Genomic DNA, 22,097 nt, shown 5'->3' on the forward strand with positions numbered 1-22,097 from the left:
CATTAAACCTATTTTACTAAAAAATGTATTATTTATATCTTAATAGATACTATAAATAAATTATTTTATTAGGTATTTTAGTAAAAAATAAAAACTATATTTTATATCTAAAGTAGATCTTAGAATTTAAAAATAACATCAATATTATATTCATCATAATCTAATCTAAAATTAGATAATTAAATAGGTAATAATTCATAATGTTTTTGAAGATACAGACATAATATGTGTATATCATATGAAAAAGTACTATCTTCAATTATCATTTCTTACCAAACAAAATCTCAAAAATTAAGATTAATTACTATATAATGATCACTATATAAATTACACATAACTTAAATTAATATATGTTTGTGATATATAATCCTTGATTAAATATTGTTATATACCATCAACTGACTTCTATTGGATGACTATAAGTTGAAAGTATTTACTACAAATAATTCAAATAAAAATCACACACTAAACAATTATTTCTACTAATTATAGTATATTGTATAGTACAAATTAACTGCTAATTGAAAACTTTTAATACTTTTTCTAAATAATATTGTAATCTAAATAGAAAAATATACATACATAAAGAGCTTTATGTTAATAACATTACTATTAGTTTTTTATTTTCATAAATAGAATTCTTCTCTGAAGTAAGTTAAAAACTTATATATTACTATCATTAAATGTAACAATAATTTCTGCTATTTTTCACGAACTCTTTAATTATTCCCTTACAAATATTTATAATTATTAACCAAATTATTCAGTTTTCTAAAATCCTGTGCTTCAGTGATAAAATGTGACAAATAAATAATAATATAAGTAAAATTCTAAAACCATACCATGAGTGTTTTTACCCAATAATTTTATATACTTTAGAATTTTTATGAATGAAGTCACTATAATGTTTTTTAGGAGCTATTAATATTATCACTATGAATGTTCTTTTTTATACTATTGAAACTCTGGTCATCCGTAGTACTACTAATAAATGATCATAAAAAATCTACGGGTTCTTTCTTGTCAGTTATAGCTGTATTATTCATCTAAAAATTTAATTTATTTCTCTATATCCATATAAGATAAACCTGTATCTAAATTTATAGTGTTAATATTAAACAAATAATTACGTTTGATCCTTGCAATCAATAAACATTAATGCATTAATTTTTGTATTCCTTTCTGTTAACATAAATCTATTTAATACATGTTATAATTTCTTCATATACTAAAATTAAAAACATTGAATTTAATATTTTATCATTTTCCAAATAAAAAAATAACCATTTATTCTCATCAAATTTTAGAAATATTAACAAAATATAGCATATTACTATATCTATAGTAATATAAAAAATAATAGAAGAGTGCTTACGCTATAAAATAAACATACTAATAATATTATTTGGCGGTTTTAAGTGCATATATAGATTATATAGACTTATATAAAACTTAGAGATACTTTAAAAAATTTACTCTATATCAAAAAAAAGACTTAATATCTATGTAAAAGACAAAATCTAACTCATGATCCAAATATATTTTTCATTAACTTTCACTCAAGATCTCTACTCTCACAAATAAAAATATTATAAATGCAATGAAAGAAAATATAATGAAATGTATCCAGACTTGTTCTACACTCTTCCAAAAATTAACTGCATTAGTCACTCTGAAAAAATTTGTAAAAATAACAATAGTAGATAATACAAATAAAACACACTGAAAAAATTTTTTGTATTTGTGGGCTACATTAATGATAGAAATTGCGGTTTTCTAATATTTGTCTATTGACAAACTAAAGATAGTCCAGTTATCTATTTTTTATGAATTATCGTCTGAAAGTTCTTATACTAATCATAGTATAATTATAATATAAAAAATAAAAAAATATAATTTTAAATTATATTAAGATTTCTTTGGTATGATTAAACAATTACTAGATCATTTCTAGAATGCCATGATAAATAATATTAACTATCTATTTTTAGATTACACTAAAAATGTACTATATAATACCTAGATTTAAATACCTATATAATTTTGTAACTTACATCCATAAAATATAGATTAATTAAAAAATATCTTAAAAATATAAAATATTCAAAGCGAAATGCACAATAATTTATAAAATTCAAACATTAAAAATTTTGCTTATTTTGTCTCTTGTTTATTAAATAGGCGCTCAATTTTTAAAATTTTAAAAAATAATGTACTTTATATCAACTCTGATTGAACCATCTAAATTAAATAAACCTAAAACTTTTAAACCTGCTAATTGTAAACAATATATTCATATATATAGATTTTTTAATATGTATAAAAATATTATCACTAGATAGATATCCTACCCTCGGATTATTTTTGCCTATAAAAATATTTTTATATAAAATAGTTACAAAAAACCACATAAAACCTTTAAAAGGATAACAATTTTCATATAACAATATATTACACATTGTACAAAATTATAAAATATCTATAATAATTCTATGCTTTATGCTATCTTAACTAAAATTTTTCATGTATTGGAATTTTTAGAGCATGAACAAATAAGATCCTTGATTAATATAAAGATTATACAAGTTATATCTTAATTGATTTTAAAAACTGTTTTTAAAAAAAATCTCCTCTAAATCTAGATAAACAGGGTTTTATCTAGATATATCTAAATATTTTTATAAAGGTTAATCAATAATTAATTGATAATAAAATTATTGAATCTCCGTAGGAATCTACCTAATATTTTGATACTCTTTTTATTATAGTGTAAACTATATATAATCAACGTATTAAAAATCTAGTGTTCTATGTATATATTATTTTTTATATGACGCTATATTATGATTAATTGTAAAATGCACAATAAATACGTTTATTATATTTAAAATCTACTGAACAGTGCTAAGTTTTAGTTATAATAAATGCGGATTCACCTCTAATTTATTAAAGACTAATAAAAGTACTAATCTTATAGATCCAAGTAAATTGTTTTTTATTATAATATAAACCAGCACACTATTGAGCACTAGTCATGATTATAATTACACAATCTGCCCAAAAACACTTTTCTAAACTTCTATCCACACAACCTTATGGTACTCAAATTCGTGTATTTGTGCTCAATCCAGGAACCCCTACTGCTGAATGTGGGGTTTCTTATTGCGCAATAGATGAGATCAGTGAACATGATGTCGAGTTAAAATTTGATAAATTATCAGCATTTATTGATAATAACAGTGTTGCTTATCTTAAAGATGCTGAAATTGACTATATCGTAAATAAAATGGATGCTCAATTAACACTAAAAGCGCCTTATGCTAGGATAGGAAAAATTAGCGATGACGCTTCACTTTTTGATCGTGTAGAATGGGTTTTACAAACACAGATTAATCCACAATTAGCAAGACATGGAGGAAAAGTGATTTTAGTTGATATTAATAGTGAAGGATATGTTATCCTAAAATTTAGCGGAGGTTGCAATGGTTGTGCAATGATTAACATGACTATTAAAGATAGTATTGAAAGGGAACTATTAAATCAATTTTTAGAATTAAAAGGTGTAAAAGACCTCACTGAACATCAGCATGGCAATCATTCATTCTATTAATTATATTAAACATTATGGTTAAGAGAAAATTATAAACACCATAAAAATATATCAGTTTATAAATTAATTTAACTAGTAATATTTTATTATACAAGCATATGATATTATATATAATAGACTAAAAGTCTAATACTTCAACTATGTCTTACTAAATATTTTTTATATACTATTATTCTAGTTAAAAATAATATTTATTAATTATCTACATTTTAATATAAAATTTATAAAAAAAAATAAAAACTTAAATATTTATAATCAAATAATATTATTATATAATAAGAATAATTATAATAAATTTTATTGATTTACTAAAAATTAATATCTTGATTGATTAATAATAGAATTAAAATTATTAAAATATTATTTTGTATTATTTTATGTTAAAAAGCAACCTATTTAATGAAATAACAAGTTACTCTATACGAATAAAATCAATATGTTGCAGTTTGTCCTTAAATGGATGACGTTGTATAGCGTGTACTTTAACTTGAATAGCTGTACCTTCTATCATAATAGTTAAGGTGTCCTTATAAAAATCAATCCTTAACTGCATATTCATAATTAATTCTTGATTTAGTATGATAGGAGAAGGAGTTGTATGTTTACCGTAGATAATTGCAGGTAATTTATCCGCTTTGCGCAAACGACGACTTGAACCTGTGCCATATGTTTTACGGTTTTCAGCATGAATAATAAACATATAAATTCTCTTTAAGTAATATAACTGTTGTATTGACAGCTTAAAATGTAGGTGGTTTTTATGCAAGTTTTATAGTCTTATTGGGAATAATCACTTCGTATTAAGTTAGCAATAAATATACTATTTTATTTATTTACTGATATTTATTTTATTATAATATAATAAATAATTTTTTATTTATTATTAAACTAACTGGTCAGATTAAAACATGCAGGATATTAAAATTAAAATATATTCTCTATATACCATATATAATTATTTTTTATTTATTTATTTAAAATAATATGGATATAATATGATATATAAAAATATTTTTTATCATTTTCGTATTACAGTTTTATTAACTAATTTTATTCACTATAATATATTCATAGTAAAAACAATATAATATTTTTTATAAAATTTAAATATTACAATTACTAAAAACATAATATACTTAATGATCTCTTCTAAAAGCATTATCAATTCTCGAAGACATTCTTTAATGCAGAAAATCTTTTAATGATGCCCGAACTTGGAATCGAACCAAGGACACGGGGATTTTCAGTCCCCTGCTCTACCGACTGAGCTATCCGGGCTATAAAATTTATTACATCCTAAACACTTATAAAAGTATCGATGATTTTATTATGTAGAATTCCCATATAACTTTGATTTTAATATCACCAAATTAACCTTAGTTAATAAGAAGATCATAGCTATGATCTAACATCTCATAAAGATTCTAATATATACATATATATACATATATATAAATACATACATAATCTACTACCGATAATTAATCATGTTTTTTATTATCTATCTAAAAAATGTAAACTACTTAATCCTTTACCTGCAGATCATTATAAAAAATTATCTATTATATTATAATAATTCTAACATACCTATAGTTAGATCTAATCTAATATAAAGTCTATGCTATAATTTTATATATACTTCTATAATCTCTCTATAGCTATACTAGTAGTATGAAAACTCGATGAGTATAATACTAATAAAATATTAGATATCTGTTAAAAAACTCTTTGCATTTTATAATAATTCAAATAAAGAACAAGAAATTTTTCTGATAGAATATTAGTGAGCATTAAACACCTAACATATGTTAATTAAATTGTTTTTAACAATATATCAATTTTATTGAATATTAACCATATATATTTAAATTTAAATTATATTCTTATATTTCTATAAACTAATGTTATAGTATTAATAATACTAATTGTTATTATTTCCTATTAATGACATGTTATATTTTATTTTAAATATAAAATAATATAATATATTAGGTAATGCCTTATTAAAGTTTTGATAAGAAATAAAAAATTAAATCCAAAAGATTCACATAAATATAAATATTGAATATAAAATATCATATACTTTGTTTATACACTAATTATCGATATATCATTACTTAATAGCTAATCTATTGGCTAAATATCACTCACTAAGTATTATTAAAAAATTTCTGATATTATCTGTCTTATGTATAATATCTCTTATCCTCTAATCTATAAAATTACAGTGCTATAAAACTATATTAGTTTTACTATATATTGATTATTCTTTTATAAAAATTTTATATTTCTATTTTTTTAGTGCATATATAATAATATGTAATATTATACATTTATTAGTAATATATATCAAAATCAAAAATATAAAAATTATATGATAATATTTATTTTTAATCTTCTTTTTGCTAAAAAGAGACTAATCACTTACCTAATAAAATATATTAAAAAAATATTCTATATAGCTGATATAATTTTCAGTTTTACTAAAAATGGTGCCCGGAGCGGGACTTGAACCCGCATAGCTATAAAGCTGAGGGATTTTAAGTCCCTTGTGTATACCAATTTCACCACCCGGGCTAAATATAAAAGTGGAGGCGCATCTCGGAGTCGAACCGAGGTGGACGGATTTGCAGTCCGTAGCATAACCACTCTGCCAACGCGCCTTGATATCAATCGTTATAATATAACTTTTTGAACATTTTTATTGTGTTATTAACATAAAAATAGATTTTTTAATTTTAGATAAATTCTAACTCCTGCTACATTACTATTTAATTCAATGTACTCCATTTCTAATACTTAGAAAAAAATATTTTTTTATTTTTATTTAACATATGCAATTCTTTTAAAGATTCTAACTAAATCAGTACTCTTTCCTTTATTAAAATAATAATACATTAAAAATATAAAATCAATAAATAACATTTACTAGCATGTAAACACAAGTCAATTAAATTTCCTTTAATTATTATCTAATATCCTTTTTAGGCAACCCTTCTTATTCTTTTCTAAGCCAGTAATATCGTGACATATAAAAATATTGCAACATAGACCACAATGTTAGAATCGCTGCAATGTATAATGCCATAATACCTACTATTTTAACGATACTATTGGGATACCAAAGCAATACAAATAAAGCAAGCATTTGTACAGTTGTTTTCGCCTTGCCAGTCCATGATACTGCCACACTATCACGTCTTCCTATTTCCGCCATCCATTCACGCAAAGCAGAAATAACAATTTCACGAGAAATCATAATAGATACTGGTAATGTAATCCACCAAGAATGATAACACTCAGCTATCAATATTAATGCCATCACAACCATGATTTTATCTGCCACTGGATCAAGAAAAGCACCTAATTGTGTTGTCTGTTTCCATCGACGTGCAAGAAAACCATCAAACCAATCTGTAACTGCTGCACAAATAAAGATTAAAGCACAAACTAAATGAGCCCATTTAAATGGCAAGTAAAAAACTAATACAAAAAAGGGTATTAAGACTATACGCAATAAAGTTATCAAGATTGGAATATTTAGTAACATAGATATACTAATTGGCTCTATTAAGTCAATTATCTGTAGGTATTATTCTGAAAATAATATGCATTATATACAAAAAAAATATAATCTTAACATCTATACTACTAGGTAGCACTTTTAAGAATTGCAATTATAATCATTCCTGCATCAATTTATATTAAATATACATACATAAATACTTTCTTTTAAACAAAGATTGATAAGTTGAATTATTTATTAATTATTAATATAATGCTCTAATAGACTTAATATATCGTCATCATATAATACTAACTGACATTGTACTAACACACATAACATCTTAACTGTACATTTATTTTACTTTCCCCTATTAATTTTAAAGCTATATGGTCATGCAGTTATTCTATTTTTTAAAAAAACAAAAAATACTGAATATTATACATAGTATAATAGATAAGATTTTAAGTAATATTATTTCTTATTTATTGTATACTGATTAATCCTTCTTCATGATTAAACAAATAAATTTTTAAAGATCTTTTCTACAGGCTACTTCGAACTTTATCATATCTCGGCTATTTTTTATTATTATCTGTAAAAACAAAATATATATCTAAAGTATTGTATATGTTCTCTGGTATTACATTTTATATTTAGCTAATTATTGTATAATAATTTTTAAATTATTGTATTAATTAAGTCGTTAAAAAATTTTTAATTTTCTATAATAATTCTTATTTATTGCATATTACAAATAAATAAATTATTTATTCACCATCATCATACAAATGATGTTAAAATACTTAATAACAATCAATAACCTGCAATTATATAACTAATATTAATTTTTCATACTCTTACAATATGTAACAAAATATCACAATATATATAAAACTTATATAAAAACTATATTTTTTTTTATAAATTGCACCTAATTGTAGTTAGTTACTTTTAAATATTTTTGAATAATGACGCATCTATTAATAATTTTTGTGAAAAATAATTACTATTTTCATCCTTATATAAAAGGATATCAAATTAATAATAGTAATAGAAGGTCAATTATAATTTATGTTATCTTATATGTAAAACTATCCTATATGAATCTAAATAATTTTAGACTAATTAATAACAGTAAATATTATTTTAAATCACTATAATTATCTGTATATTATTAATTAATAATATATTAATTATTTTATAATACAAATAAAATTAATATAAAACTCCTCTATATATATTTCTTTATCAAAAATAAACAGAGTTTTTAATAAAAAGAAAACCTGATTTAATTTTACCAATGAGCAGCTAATTAAATAAAAACTAAAAATTTTTTATTATTTCAACCAATAATTGTAACACCTAGAAATGCGTCCTAATTTTAAAAAATTTATATAAAAAATACAAAAAATTCTTTCTTCTTCAGTAACCAATTGCAGTGAAAAACTTAAATAATAAATAGTAATTATCTGGATAACAAAAACAAAGATATAACTAATTTTAGTAAAAAATCATGGTATCTCTTACTGCACCAGAGATATTTTTAAAAAAAATACTATTTTCTTGCTCTATAAAAATTATAAAAAATTTAAATTTTTAACCTTATCATATTTATTTTAAATTATTATAGTCACTCATTATAGTCACTTATAAAGATAAAAAATAAAAAAATTTAATCATAAAAAAATTAATACATAATGATATTATATGTTTATTTCATATTGATATTACTTTCTAGCAATGTTTATCTTGATGATAAAAGTGATTTTTTTTGTTTTTATAATTCAAACATTGAAGAGGTACAACTAAAAACTAGTAAATTATTTTTACTATTAATTAATCTTCTAAAATTATTCAATTAAAATCAACCACTCTTATATCAAAATATTAAAATTATATAAATAACATGTTGTCTAATAATTTATTTAAAAGAAAGATTTTGCATCAAATAAAATTTATTTTTAATATATCTACAATATTGCTACAGACTCAAGATAATATACTTTGTAGTGTTCCTATCAATTCCTTAGTTATATTATTTTTTTTAAATATTAAAATAATATAACTATATTAAGGTGCTCTATTGATTAATATTAAGATTTAATAATAAGTGAAAAGTATATATAATATCATATACCAAATGATAACATTTTAATATATTATAAATATACGATAATTTATTATAAGAACAGAATATAATTTACGATATAATTTATTATGCAATATCGATTGCAAGCTTATAAATTTATAGTATCTATATAGATTATATTTTATCACTATTGTTTTATTAATAAATATCTAATGTTTAAATAAAATAATATAAAAATACTTTTTTGATCTTTGATAAATAAAATTGTACTATTATGAATTTTCATTCACATGATTATGAATATTTTTATAAAATATAGAATTCATAACAAATTATTATCTTTAAAACATGTATGTACACCGCCATCAACATATAGCCATATATATAAAATGTTATAGATATTATAAACAAACATTTACAACGATACTAATGTGCTTGTAAAACATAAATAAAAACAAAAAATCACACATATAATATCAAAATATTATATTATATATGAATCATGGTTATATTTTTATTAACTTACATCTAATATCTAATGATAATAAAAATATAAATTTTAGTATTTATATTCCTATTTTTTAAGAATTTTTAAATAAAATAAAAAATTTAACAACCTATGGTTCACTATAAAATAAAATAATACTTTTAAAATATGCATTTACCATTGTGTTTATTGATAAAGAATGAGATTCTAATAGAAAATTATGGAACTAGTAAAATATCCGTACCTCTAAATAACATAATAAAAATTGCGTAAATTCTCCTTTACTTTATCGTGCATCCTTCTTATGCGAAAGAATAAGATTCTATATAATAAAAGTCTTCTAAATCATATATATTGCAAATCTTTGTTTAGATCATTTTGTATGATAATTTAGTCTAAACTATATTATAGAGCATATACATAAAAAAACTTTATATGATTAAACCATGATTTTATATTTTTATAATCTTGAAAAATCTCTTGTTTTATTACTTTCTTGGATGATACTAATTATTCTTTTAAAATGAGCATCTTTTGGTTGTTCGTGATTCATCAACCAATTAAATAAGTCAGGATCATCATTCTCTAATAGATCAGAAAAAAGTTTTTTATCTTTTTCATTGAGTGAATCAAAATTATCTTTAAAAAATGGCATGATTAATAAATCTAGCTCTCGCATACCTCGATAGCATGCCCAATGAATACGTAATTTATTGTTACTATTGATTTTCATTTTGATTTGTATACTTATTAATTATTGTTAATTTATTTTATTCTTACTGAGGAATAACACATATTCTTCTTGTCTAATATAACATAAATCTACTTGTATCTGTCCTTCAAATTTTTTCTAAAATAGTTCAAAAACAATCAACATTAAGTGACTAAGCGCAGAAAATGATACTTCCTCATCTATTTTTATTAAGAATTATAAGCTTGATCATATTTAAAATGTTTCCAGTATCAAAGGTTATGGCTTATTATATGAATGTAGTAGACTATATTTGTTTTGTATATACAGTACGCTTTACGATACAACAAAAAGGAGTAACCTCGTATATAATAATTAAATTATCTGAAACGTTTGTTTTTACTACATTGTTCCCTAAATAAATCATTACCTCATTTAAGATACACGATATTTATTCTCAAAAAAAATACATTGCTACTCTGCAGGGAGATAATATATGGACATGCATGCATGGAGTCCGGAAGCTAAGCGCATTCATAAGGCATTACTAGACTGCGGTCTTGAAACTGCGTTTCAGTTACCTCAAAAAGAAATAAATAATAATAAACGAAAACAACTAATCGCGCAGCATATAGCTTCAATTATGCAACTCTTAGATCTCAACTTAAACGATCCTAGTCTTTCACAAACACCGCAACGTATTGCTAAAATGTATGTTGATGAGATATTTTCTGGTTTAAATTATGCTAATTTTCCTCAAATTACTTTAATTGATAATATAGTAAAAACTGATGAAATTATAATTGTACGAAACATTAACTTAACCAGTATCTGCGAGCATCATTTTTTAATGATTGATGGCAAAGCTACAGTTGCATATATTCCACAAAATAAGGTCATTGGTTTGTCCAAAATAAATCGTATTGTTCAATTTTTTTCACATCGCCCTCAGGTACAGGAAAGACTTATTCAGCAAATTTTTATAGCATTACAAATACTACTCCATACTACTCATGTAGCCGTCTCCATTGAGGCAACCCACTATTGCGTTAAGGGCCGAGGTGTTCGTGATGTGACCAGCTCTACAATAACCACTTCTCTTGGCGGACTATTTAAATCTAGTGATAATACCAGAAAGGAATTTTTACAATCAATAAAGCATACTTAATAGATCAACCATAATGATCAAAAAGATATAGACCAGTTTTTACTATATATCAATTAATATCTATTATAGCACTATATGATAGAGAATCGTGAAACAAATAGTCTCCGGATTGTCTTAGTGATAATATAAAAGCATTAATATTATTAATCTTATTATTTTTTAGTTAAATTTAAAATAAAAATAGAGGATATATACTATAAAACATGATATATATTACATAAAATTAATAATAATATACATATATTATGCATTCAATACTACATAGAAATAGTTTTTATGTCGTAAAAGTAATCATTAATAATATTCATTAAATATCACCTGTAAAAAAAATCTCGTATACTGTTAATGTAGTTTTATTCTTAAAATTAAAACCGCTTTTAAAACTATTTACAGTAGATTTATATAAATTCGATTATTATATTCTTAATACCTACAGCAATAATTTTTACTATTATAATATATAAACAATACAGTCCGTATAATGCTCTATAAAGCAGATGAAACACTATGAATATTATGGTATCATTTTTTTATAAAAATATTTAATTAAAAATATAAATATATCAATTATCTCTCATTTATTAGGAGAAATAATTAATGATATGGAAAACAAATACTTTCTTTTATGTTTTTATGCGCACAGCAACTACTCATTATATAACTTATAACTTTACTATAACTTATAATTTATCTGTATTCTAATCATAAGAAAAATATTAATTGTCTTAACAATACAACACAATAAAAGATAATTTGTGGCACTTTGAGCAATATAAGCACCACATTATATATTGTATATAACAATCATAAATAGAAGATTTTCTTCTACTGTAAAAATACAGAAAAAGTTAATAATAATATCAAAAAACATAAATAAATATATTTATACATATCTTAATTATTACAGAATGGTAAAGGCAGTTGTAACATGCTTGACACCATGAACCTTCCGTGCAATTTCTACTGCAGTAATCGCTTCTATATTCGTTACGGTACCTAAAAGAAATACTTCACTATTTTCAGTGTGCACTTTGATATGTGAAGATTTGATCTGATTATTATAGAGCAATTGAGAAAGAACTTTAGTAGTGATCCAAATATCAGAAGACATAGTATTCGCGTCTACCTGATTTGTGAGACGAATCTCGTTGTATACTTCGCGGGTACCATCGAGAGCCATAGCAATTTTTTGCGCATACTGTGATAAAGTAATATCTGAAGTTTGACCGGTTAGTAACACTCTACCCTGATAAACGGTAGAAACAATATGAGAACATCGTTGAATTTGTTCGTTTTGATGTAATTTATGCATTATACGAAATTCTAAAGTCGCGTCATCAATCTGAGTTCCTAAGGTCCTTGGATCACTGATCGCTTTAGTTGCTACCGCGGCGCTAACAATGATACCAGCCATACAACCTTGCAATATCAATACCATAATAATAATTATACATTTAGATAGTACTTGCACTTAGACTCCTTAATATATTGTAACGTGTACTAAATATTTTTTATAAAAGAGACAAAGATAATAGACGTCCTATATTTATTATCTCTGTCTCTTGCTTTACAATTTTTAGATCTTTACACTAACACCTACCGAACTTAAAACTTCATAATATTAATGCATGCTATATTGAAAAATAATAATAATACTATATATTAATTAATTTTTAAAAATTTTAATCATATCATAAAAATAATCACTATATGATACAAAAAATTATTTTTTGCATTTTATTGAATATACTTAATGTATATAAATCTATCAACCTATTTATTAGTTAATGTCTTTCATAAGACACGCTCTAACAACTCATGCATGAGGACGAGCATTAAAAATGACTAAATTCTCTATAAAAAATTTACACATGCAATTAAAATCTTTCTTAAAAAATCATATAGGACATGATCACTTGTTTATATTATTCATTAATAATTTTATCACTTAGAAAGACATTTTATTGAAGTAAAAATACAAATAATAAAAAATTACATATACTTGTTCATACTAGTAATATTCTATATGATTTAAATATACTCTTATATTTTTAATATTCTAATGTAATACTAATTAATTATTGTACAGTTTATATAGAATTAAGAAGAGACCTTAATAAAATGCACTAAAATTAAAATAAATCTTGTATTAAATAATTATATTGTATATATCTATATTATTATAGATATATATAATATATGCACAGTACTTTTTCCTTATATCATAAGATATAGTAATATTTATAATATATAAAAAATATTTTTACTAAAATGTAATATTTAAAAAAATTTTTATAAAGTTATGTAAAAAGACCAAAAAAAATATTATTCTTAATATATATTATATTAAGTTATCGAATATTATAATTAGTGAACATGTATAATAATTTAGTAATTCAATAAGAAATTTTATATCAATTAAAAATAAAAAAATATTTTAACAATACACCTTAATCTTATATAAAATAATAAATGATACTTCGATTAAGATAGTGATAATTTCACATATCACCAATTATAAGATTAGTTATATAAAATATATAGTTTATAAATACGCTACCTTCTTAAGATATAAACAATTAACATTATGCTTTTTTAAAAAAACAGATCTAACCAAAAGATCAAAAATATAATTTTAGAATCACAGAAACATAATGATAGTCATTTAATGTCATCAAGGCTATAACATTAATACACTTACTAGAATTTTCCATAACTATGTTACTAATATTATTTTTATAAAACAAGATTGATGTATCTAAATAAGTATTAGATGTTTTTAAGTAATTAACTCAAACAAATAATAATTAAAAAAACTAAAAAATGCTATTGTTTAAATTAAAAATAATTTAACATATCCTTAAATTTCTAAAAAATTATAATATATTTTATTATTAATTTTTATAGCAGTTATTATAATTTTAATATATTTGATCTTAATATAATATATGTAACATATTTATACAGAACATAATCAGACCAAACAAATCACTCATGTAATCTGCCAAATCATATATAATTATTTTTAAAGTAATGAACGATTATATCTTATCTTTATAACCTTTTATATTACATCTATAAATAATTTATAATTTACTAATTTAACCTATATAGGATGAGCGATCCTTACTTAAGTAATTATAGTTATATTTAGGTTATATAAATTTCAAAGAGCAAAAATTTTCGACATATAAATCCAATAATTATTTATAAAAGACGAAGAAGTAGTTGATCTATATGCATTCTCCGTAAGAGACGAATGCATTTACGTACTGGTTTAGGATAATCAGATATACTTTCTAAATCCTGATAGTTTTTTATGCACACAGTATGTTGACGGATAATATTTAATTCATTAAAACGCTGTTGCGCTAATTGTTGTAATGGGTCATGTACTAAAATAGCATTTTCTAAATCTAGACGCCATGAACGTGGATTTAAGTTACTTCCTGTCAGCATCATCCATTCATCATCAACCCATAATCCCTTAAGGTGATAGCTATTTTTACCGTGCATCCATACACGAACTATTAACTGTCCCATGTTGATATAATTTTGTAATCGGCTAAGAAAAGAACGTAAATTAATCTCATATAAGTAAGGTAATACGCCAATCATAGTAAAGGGCTGATCTTCTGGAATATAGAAATCATTAGCGGTTTTATCGCCAACAATAATCTCTATAATCTTTCCCTGTCGTAATAAAAATAAAATATTTTTTGCCAAGATTGCTGGCAAATTAAAATAAGGAGTGCAAATCATTAGAGCATACTGAGCAGACAACATAAAATGATGAATTGCTTTATTAAGAACGTTATGTTTTCCTAATCCTAATAAAGGGATTATAGAAAGAGCTTCATATTGCTCATTCGACTGAAATTGGTAATAACATTGACGTAAGGATCGACGAAACTTTCGAGTGCAATTTTTTATATCTGAACGGCTAGAACGATTTCCTTGATCTATTCTATGAGCGGCTTTATCTTCTAATAGGTTTTTTTGAATCCATTGTAACATAGTATCCGCTAATACACGATTATTCAGGCATTGATAGCGATCATAGCGATAAGTATCTTTCTGGTGTAAATAAGCATTATTAAAGCTTGCGCCACTGTATAGTACAGTATCATCAATAATAGATCCTTTTAGATGAAGCACACCCCATGCTTCCCTAGTATTTACAGGAATCCCGTAAACAGGAACAAAATCATTTGGGTTTTGATTAGCCATTAAGTAGTACCAATCAGCATTAGTCATTCCAACATGAATGCCAATACGGCAACGTTGCGCACGATGCCAATCTACTAATACACAAATATCTAAATTTGGTTTTTGTTTTTTAGCAGCGTAGAGTGCAGAAAGAATTTTTTGACCTCCTTCATCATTCTCTAAATAGAGCGCAATAATATAAATTCTGTACATAGCAGAAGAAATTTTTTCTAATAAAAAAGATCTAAAGTCTAGTGGTGAAAATAATGTACTAAAACCGACCACTGATTGTGAAATTTTAGGTAATTGTATAAGGTATTGTTGATGCCTATTACGTTGAGATTTGAACAACATTACAGCGCGCTTCTTTCCTATTGAAATAATTAATGAAAAATTGGCAAACTGATATGCCTAATTATGAATAATCTTGTATTATATGCAGTGCGGTTCATTAAAAGCATCAAACTATAAAAATAGTCCGAATAAGAAGTTATTTTCTTATTGCATGAATATATATCTGAAGTATTCTCGAGAAAATTAATGATATTTTAACATAAATTATTTAGCCTCAATAACACAATCTATATCATAGAACCATAATGTACTAAAATTTTAATCAATATAAATATAAATATTTAGATATATTTTAGTAAAAATTCACTGCAAAATTGCTCTTTTCTATATACGATCATTATATATTCTATATTAATATGCTATAAAATAACTATCTCACTAACATGCGGAACATATTTTTCTACGATGTTTTTAACCTATAAGAATACATCTAAATTATACACTAAAATTAATAAAATCTCGTGATATCTTATATTGATCAAATTTTAGAAGATTATTAGAGATACATATACTGCTATGCTCAAATCGAGTATACATGGTATGTTCTGAGACAAATATACTCTAGCATACATAGAGAGTTCATGTCATACATTGCATCTTTTTATAGTAGATATATTTTACTAGTATGTGTTGTATAACTATTGAATCTATCATATCTACCTAAAGGTCTACGATTCTATCTTTCGTAAGAGATATCTAAATAAAAAAGCATGTATATTTAAATAAATATTTATACATTATTTAATAATAGAACAATTGAAAAAAAATTTCCGTTACGAATAATATAACTAATAGTAGACTCTATAGATTTAAGTGCAGAAAGAATTAAAAGAGGTATTTATAGATAAAAATCTAAACAAATATAACGATCATATCTGCATACAATTAAAGAAAATTAGTGTATTTTATCTCTTGTTAAAGTTATCTGCACTAATATTTATGTTGTTATAACCTAAAAAATATGCTTCAAGCATTATCTAATCTGTAAGTTATTTATTGAAAGACGGTACCCATTTAATTTTGATCATTAGCTATAGACGCTATAAATTTAGCCATCAAAAAATATAATATATTTATCCTATAATATAAGATTATTACCACAATATATTACATGATCACATAAAACATACTCAGCGAGTGCATATCATTTATAGTAAAGATTGCTCATTTTAAATATTAGATAAGTTGTATTTTCTAAAAATATTCAAATCACATTACCTCGGCGCATGAAATGCATCATGCTTTATTATAAAAATTTCTCTTAGTAGGAGGTCAATTTTGATCCCTGATGTATCACAAGCTCTTTCTTGGTTAGAGTCTCATCCCGATTCTATTAAAGGGATAAGAAGAGGTATTGAGCGAGAAACTCTACGTGTAAATCCTGATGGATTACTTGCTACCACTCCACACCCTAAATGTTTTGGATCACCACTAACTCATAAATGGATTACTACAGACTTTGCAGAAGCACTTTTGGAATTCATTACGCCAGTTGATGATGATATTGATCATCTATTAGCATTTCTCAGTGATCTTCACCGTTATACGTATAAAAATCTAGGAAAAGAGCTTATGTGGCCGATGAGCATGCCATGCAAAATACATAAAAACCAAAAAATACAACTTGCGCAATACGGATCTTCATCTCTCGGACAAATGAAGACACAATATCGTGAAGGATTAAAAAATCGCTATGGCGCTTTAATGCAAATTATTGCAGGGGTACATTATAATTTTTCACTACCATTATCTTTTTGGAAATCATGGGCAAATGTATGTAACGAGAAAAATGAAAAAGAGATAATTTCCGCAGGTTATTTACAAATGATCCGTAACTATTATCGCCTTGGTTGGGTAATCCCTTATCTTTTTGGTGCGTCTCCAGCTATTTGCTCTTCGTTTATGCAAGGTCAAACTAGCGCGCTACCATTTGAGTATAGTGAAAGCGGGATGCTTTTCTTACCTCACGCAACCTCATTGCGCCTAAGTGAAATAGGTTATCTTAATAGATCTCAAAATGGCTTAGATATTACCTTCAATAATCTTGAAGATTATATTTTTAGCTTAAAAAAAGCCATACGAACCCCTTCAGAGAAGTTTATCACAATGGGGACAAAAGATAAAAATGAGAATTGGATACAATTAAACACAAATATTCTACAAATTGAAGATGAACTTTATATACCTATACGACCTAAGCGAATAACAAAATACGGAGAAGCTCAATCTGATGCATTAAAACACAGGGGAATTGAATATGTAGAGGTCCGTGCATTAGATATTAATCCATTTTCACCTATTGGCATTTCATCTGAACAAATACGTTTTTTAGATATGTTTTTAATCTGGTGCACAATTGCTAATGCTCCTGAGATAGATAGTTTAGGGCTACTGAATACACGTAAAAATTGGGATTTAATTATTACTGAAGGCCGCAAATGTGGACAAACTATCAATATTGATTGTCAAGAGACTCAGTATTTAGTCTCTGAAGTAGGAAAAAATCTCTTTTATGATTTAAACCGCATAGGAAAAATATTAGATAATTTTAATAAATATCCTGATTATCAAAAAGTCTGTCAAAATCTACAAAGATTTTTTGAAAACCCTGATTTAACTTATTCTGGTCGTTTATTACCACTATTACAGTCTAATGGACTTAAAAATACTGGTCTTTCTTTGGCTTGGCAATATAAAGAAAAGTTCAACCATGAATCACTAAAAGTACTTAACACTCGTTGTTTTATTAATGAAGCAAGACAATCTAAACTTAACCAAGAAAAACTTGAAGCTTCTGATGTGTAAATGTAACAATTTGATACCATCAATACTATACATGATTAATAATATGTTTAAATTCACATATTATTTTTTTCTAATACCCATATTTTTAATAAAGTTAATTATATTTTAATCTATATATTATTATATATGAGCAAAATAACTCGATGAAAAGTAAATCTTTCTTTAATATTCGTAATGCCTTTCTGGATTAATAGACAGAACAGATAGTTACATCACTATTCAAGATAACAATTAATGTTAGAAAAAATTAATTCTTATACTTCTTATTCTAATAAAAAAAATAGATGATTTTATGTGTTTTAATATAATAAAATTGCAATTTTAATTCTATTTGCTTTCTTATTATACAGTAAGAATACTATAATATAACTTATAGAAACATTACTTATTATGATAGTCATAAACAAACTTTATAAAAAAATAATAAAATTATTCAAGATATCTTTTTAAATACAATCTTAAAAATGTTAAAAATATAAAAATAAAATATCACATAAAAAAATCTAATAAGGTAACCTCTTACTATAGGTACATATAGTTATGGTACTACTTTATAAAATTTTTAATTAAGTATCTTTCTATGGATTTTTTAATTTATAAGAATCGATTTTATTTAAATATTATTGAAAATAAATCTATAATCATATTATATAATCAATCAACAAAAATAATAAAGATATCACAAATATATTTTATATAAAACAAAAAAAACAAATATTAACTAAAAATAATTTTTTATTAATCACATTTGAATATAACATTTCATATCCAATCTCATGGATATATAATATACTATATTAAAAATCATGATTATAAATATAAATAATAAACTAAATTGGTGGGAACCATGCTAGCTGTATTCAACACATGTATTATCTGTTACGGCTGCTTCCTTCCGAACCTGACCGAGTTGGCAAATTAACATTGCAGATGACTAGCAAGGTCCCCTTAGTAAAATACTCATTATATATTATAAAACATTATCTATTATTTTTATGAAAAATACAAGCATTATATTAACATGTAGCGTATTTTTTATAATAAAACATGATGATTTAATTTTTTCTGATAGTATGATCTATACTAAACATTTTCATTGCCGTATATAATATATATTAGAAAGACTCTCTTAACTAAAATCATAAGTGTATTTATTATTAAAGTATATCTTATAAAGTTTTTGTAACAACTACAAAGAGAACAAAGATATATTACTCTATTAAAGAGAATCTCAGTATAATATGCTTTATGTCATGACATATTAATTATAATTAAGATTAATTAAATAAACTAGAGATGTTAAAAGAATTAATAGTTTTATTATTTCTTACTAATATATTACATATAATACAATTCTATTAAATTAATTATGCAGGTGTGGACGAAAAATTTAATATTTAGTATCCTGTGCTTCACTCCAATTTTAAGCGTGCAGATTAAAATAATATCATTCAATACATTAATTTTTCTAAAATTTTCTAAAATATAAAAGATTAGGATTATTAATCCTTTCTAGAGGTTGTTATTGATCAATAAAAACAGATATTACTATAATATTAGTTGGAATACAGTCACAGAACTCTCTAAAGTATTAAGTTATTAATAAATAGAATTCTTACATAATTATGATCACTCTTACCTATGAACCTTTTAGAAAAAAATAATTTTAAATCTATTTTAATACAATGTATTTTTAATAAAACGTATTGGAATTATAATATATAATAAATAAAATTGAATTTTTTTATATAAACTTAAATTTATTAATAATAATATCGCATAAAAATTACTATTAGTGCGCTCATAATAGAAAAAGATTATGCTTTTTATAAAGTTTGTACTATGTAGGTATAATAAAATATCTAAAATCTAATATTATTACATTTTAGATTCTGATGATACGTCCTGTATACCAGGTTATTCTCAAATTTAAAACACCATTGTTCTAAATAACATCTATATACTCTATACAAAATAAATATAACTGGCCACTGATGTTCTTGATGAAACACTATTTCAAATACAATCGAAATACATTGAAAATTACACTCAAAAATAAATTTTATAACAGATAATAACTAAAAAAAAAGGTTATTCTAATTTGATGTATTGCAAAAAAAACTAAATGCACTACAACTGATGGTTCATACGTAAAAATCCCTTATCTATTAGATCATCATCAATCATTTTATTTTATATAAAAATATATTTTCTATGTTATTATTGAAATAATAAAAAAATTATATTTTAGAACATTTATTAAAATCAAAATGAAATATTTCCTAGTTCATCGTAAAGCAGTATATATAAAGTTAATAATTCTAATGAAGATACAATTTAACTACTACACAAGTATCTAATATGAGATGATATTAAAAATAATCAATTTACTTCTCTGTTTACTATTAATACTGTTAATAAGAATTCGAAAAAATCTAATATTTTATATATCAACTCTTAATCTTTTTGCATTATATATTATAATGTCCATATTATATATTAAAACTAGACTTTCCCTATGTAAAAATAAGAAATAATTATTATCTTTTTAGATATTGTTATAGTTATAAGACTGTTATAATATAAAAATATTTATTGCTCTGTTTTAATCTGTAACTACCTCTTGCTAATAATTCTAATAAAAAGTAAACTATGTAATTATCATTTTAAGTAGACAGAATCTAAAATGGATTGATTTTTATCATATCAGTGGATTTTGCCAAGTTTTTATTTTTTATTGAATCAACCAGTATCTTTATAATAAGTTAATACAAGATACTTATCTTTTGATAAGTATCTTGTATATTTATATACTCAATTATAATAACCTATATTTATTTAATAATTACTTATGTTTTAATTTATAAAAAATCTAAACACATATCATTAAAACTAGATATGTCAAAAAGTGCTGTATACACATTATATTATTTAATATTCTACAAATAAAAAACTGTCTTGACTATCCAAACTATAATAATGATACGGTCATTATTGATGATCTCTAAAATATTGACCAATTTTATTCCTATAAATATATTTGTCATTCAGTACGTTTTGAATTATATCTAGTTTTTTTATCTTTTGATCCTTTAAACTGACATAATAATAATTAATAATCATTAGATATAAGTATCTAGTATTACCCATGCTTTTATATCATATTTTTTGTAAAC

Annotated in this window: 8 protein-coding genes, 3 tRNA genes and 1 other RNA gene; 3 read left to right on the forward strand and 9 right to left on the reverse strand. The window is 23.5% G+C overall.

All coding sequences use genetic code 11. The annotated features are described in order from the left end of the window. The first annotated feature begins 3,034 nt into the window (after positions 1-3,034). Entirely contained in the window at positions 3,035-3,610 is a 576-nt protein-coding gene (gene nfuA, locus ERCIPSPA2889_RS02200) for a Fe-S biogenesis protein NfuA (protein WP_157989227.1), read from the forward strand. A gap of 412 nt (positions 3,611-4,022) precedes the next feature. Here nfuA and rplY read toward each other — a convergent pair whose 3' ends face one another. The 6 genes from rplY to sdhE form a co-directional block, all read right to left on the reverse strand. After that, positions 4,023-4,310: a 50S ribosomal protein L25 gene (gene rplY, locus ERCIPSPA2889_RS02205; protein WP_157989228.1), complete on the reverse strand. Its 288-nt coding sequence runs from the start codon at positions 4,308-4,310 to the stop codon at positions 4,023-4,025. A 505-nt stretch (positions 4,311-4,815) separates the two neighbouring features. Continuing rightward, a tRNA-Phe gene (locus ERCIPSPA2889_RS02210) sits at positions 4,816-4,888 on the reverse strand. Positions 4,889-6,100: 1,212 nt separating this feature from the next. Then, a tRNA-Leu gene (locus ERCIPSPA2889_RS02215) sits at positions 6,101-6,187 on the reverse strand. A gap of 12 nt (positions 6,188-6,199) precedes the next feature. Continuing rightward, positions 6,200-6,273, reverse strand: a tRNA-Cys gene (locus tag ERCIPSPA2889_RS02220). 335 nt (positions 6,274-6,608) lie between these two features. Then, the gene (gene pgsA, locus ERCIPSPA2889_RS02225) at positions 6,609-7,160 is read right to left on the reverse strand and encodes a CDP-diacylglycerol--glycerol-3-phosphate 3-phosphatidyltransferase (protein ID WP_157989229.1); all 552 of its coding nucleotides are present in this window, start codon (positions 7,158-7,160) and stop codon (positions 6,609-6,611) included. 2,994 nt (positions 7,161-10,154) lie between these two features. Further along, entirely contained in the window at positions 10,155-10,427 is a 273-nt protein-coding gene (sdhE, locus tag ERCIPSPA2889_RS02230) for an FAD assembly factor SdhE (protein WP_414973875.1), read from the reverse strand. A gap of 460 nt (positions 10,428-10,887) precedes the next feature. Between sdhE and folE the strand changes: the two genes are divergently transcribed. After that, positions 10,888-11,553, forward strand: coding sequence for a GTP cyclohydrolase I FolE (gene folE, locus ERCIPSPA2889_RS02235; RefSeq protein WP_157989428.1), 666 nt, complete (start codon positions 10,888-10,890; stop codon positions 11,551-11,553). Between the two features lie 901 nt (positions 11,554-12,454). Here folE and dolP read toward each other — a convergent pair. Both dolP and pssA read right to left on the reverse strand, forming a co-directional pair. Continuing rightward, positions 12,455-13,024, reverse strand: a complete 570-nt coding sequence (gene dolP / locus ERCIPSPA2889_RS02240; RefSeq protein WP_157989230.1) for a division/outer membrane stress-associated lipid-binding lipoprotein — start codon at positions 13,022-13,024, stop codon at positions 12,455-12,457. A 1,736-nt stretch (positions 13,025-14,760) separates the two neighbouring features. Next, positions 14,761-16,116 carry a CDP-diacylglycerol--serine O-phosphatidyltransferase gene (gene pssA / locus ERCIPSPA2889_RS02245; RefSeq protein WP_157989231.1) on the reverse strand — a complete coding sequence of 452 codons (1,356 nt, stop codon included), beginning with the start codon at positions 16,114-16,116 and terminating at the stop codon, positions 14,761-14,763. 1,278 nt (positions 16,117-17,394) lie between these two features. On the opposite strand from pssA, the gene gshA reads away from it, so the two are divergent. Next, positions 17,395-18,921, forward strand: coding sequence for a glutamate--cysteine ligase (gene gshA, locus ERCIPSPA2889_RS02250; protein ID WP_157989232.1), 1,527 nt, complete (start codon positions 17,395-17,397; stop codon positions 18,919-18,921). Positions 18,922-19,765: 844 nt separating this feature from the next. On the opposite strand, the gene ffs is transcribed toward gshA, so the two are convergent. Further along, positions 19,766-19,862: signal recognition particle sRNA small type (gene ffs / locus ERCIPSPA2889_RS02255), an RNA gene on the reverse strand. Positions 19,863-22,097 lie beyond the last annotated feature (2,235 nt).

Source organism: Candidatus Erwinia haradaeae (genome assembly GCF_900698985.1).
GTDB classification, from domain to species: Bacteria; Pseudomonadota; Gammaproteobacteria; order Enterobacterales; family Enterobacteriaceae; genus Erwinia_E; species Erwinia_E haradaeae_B.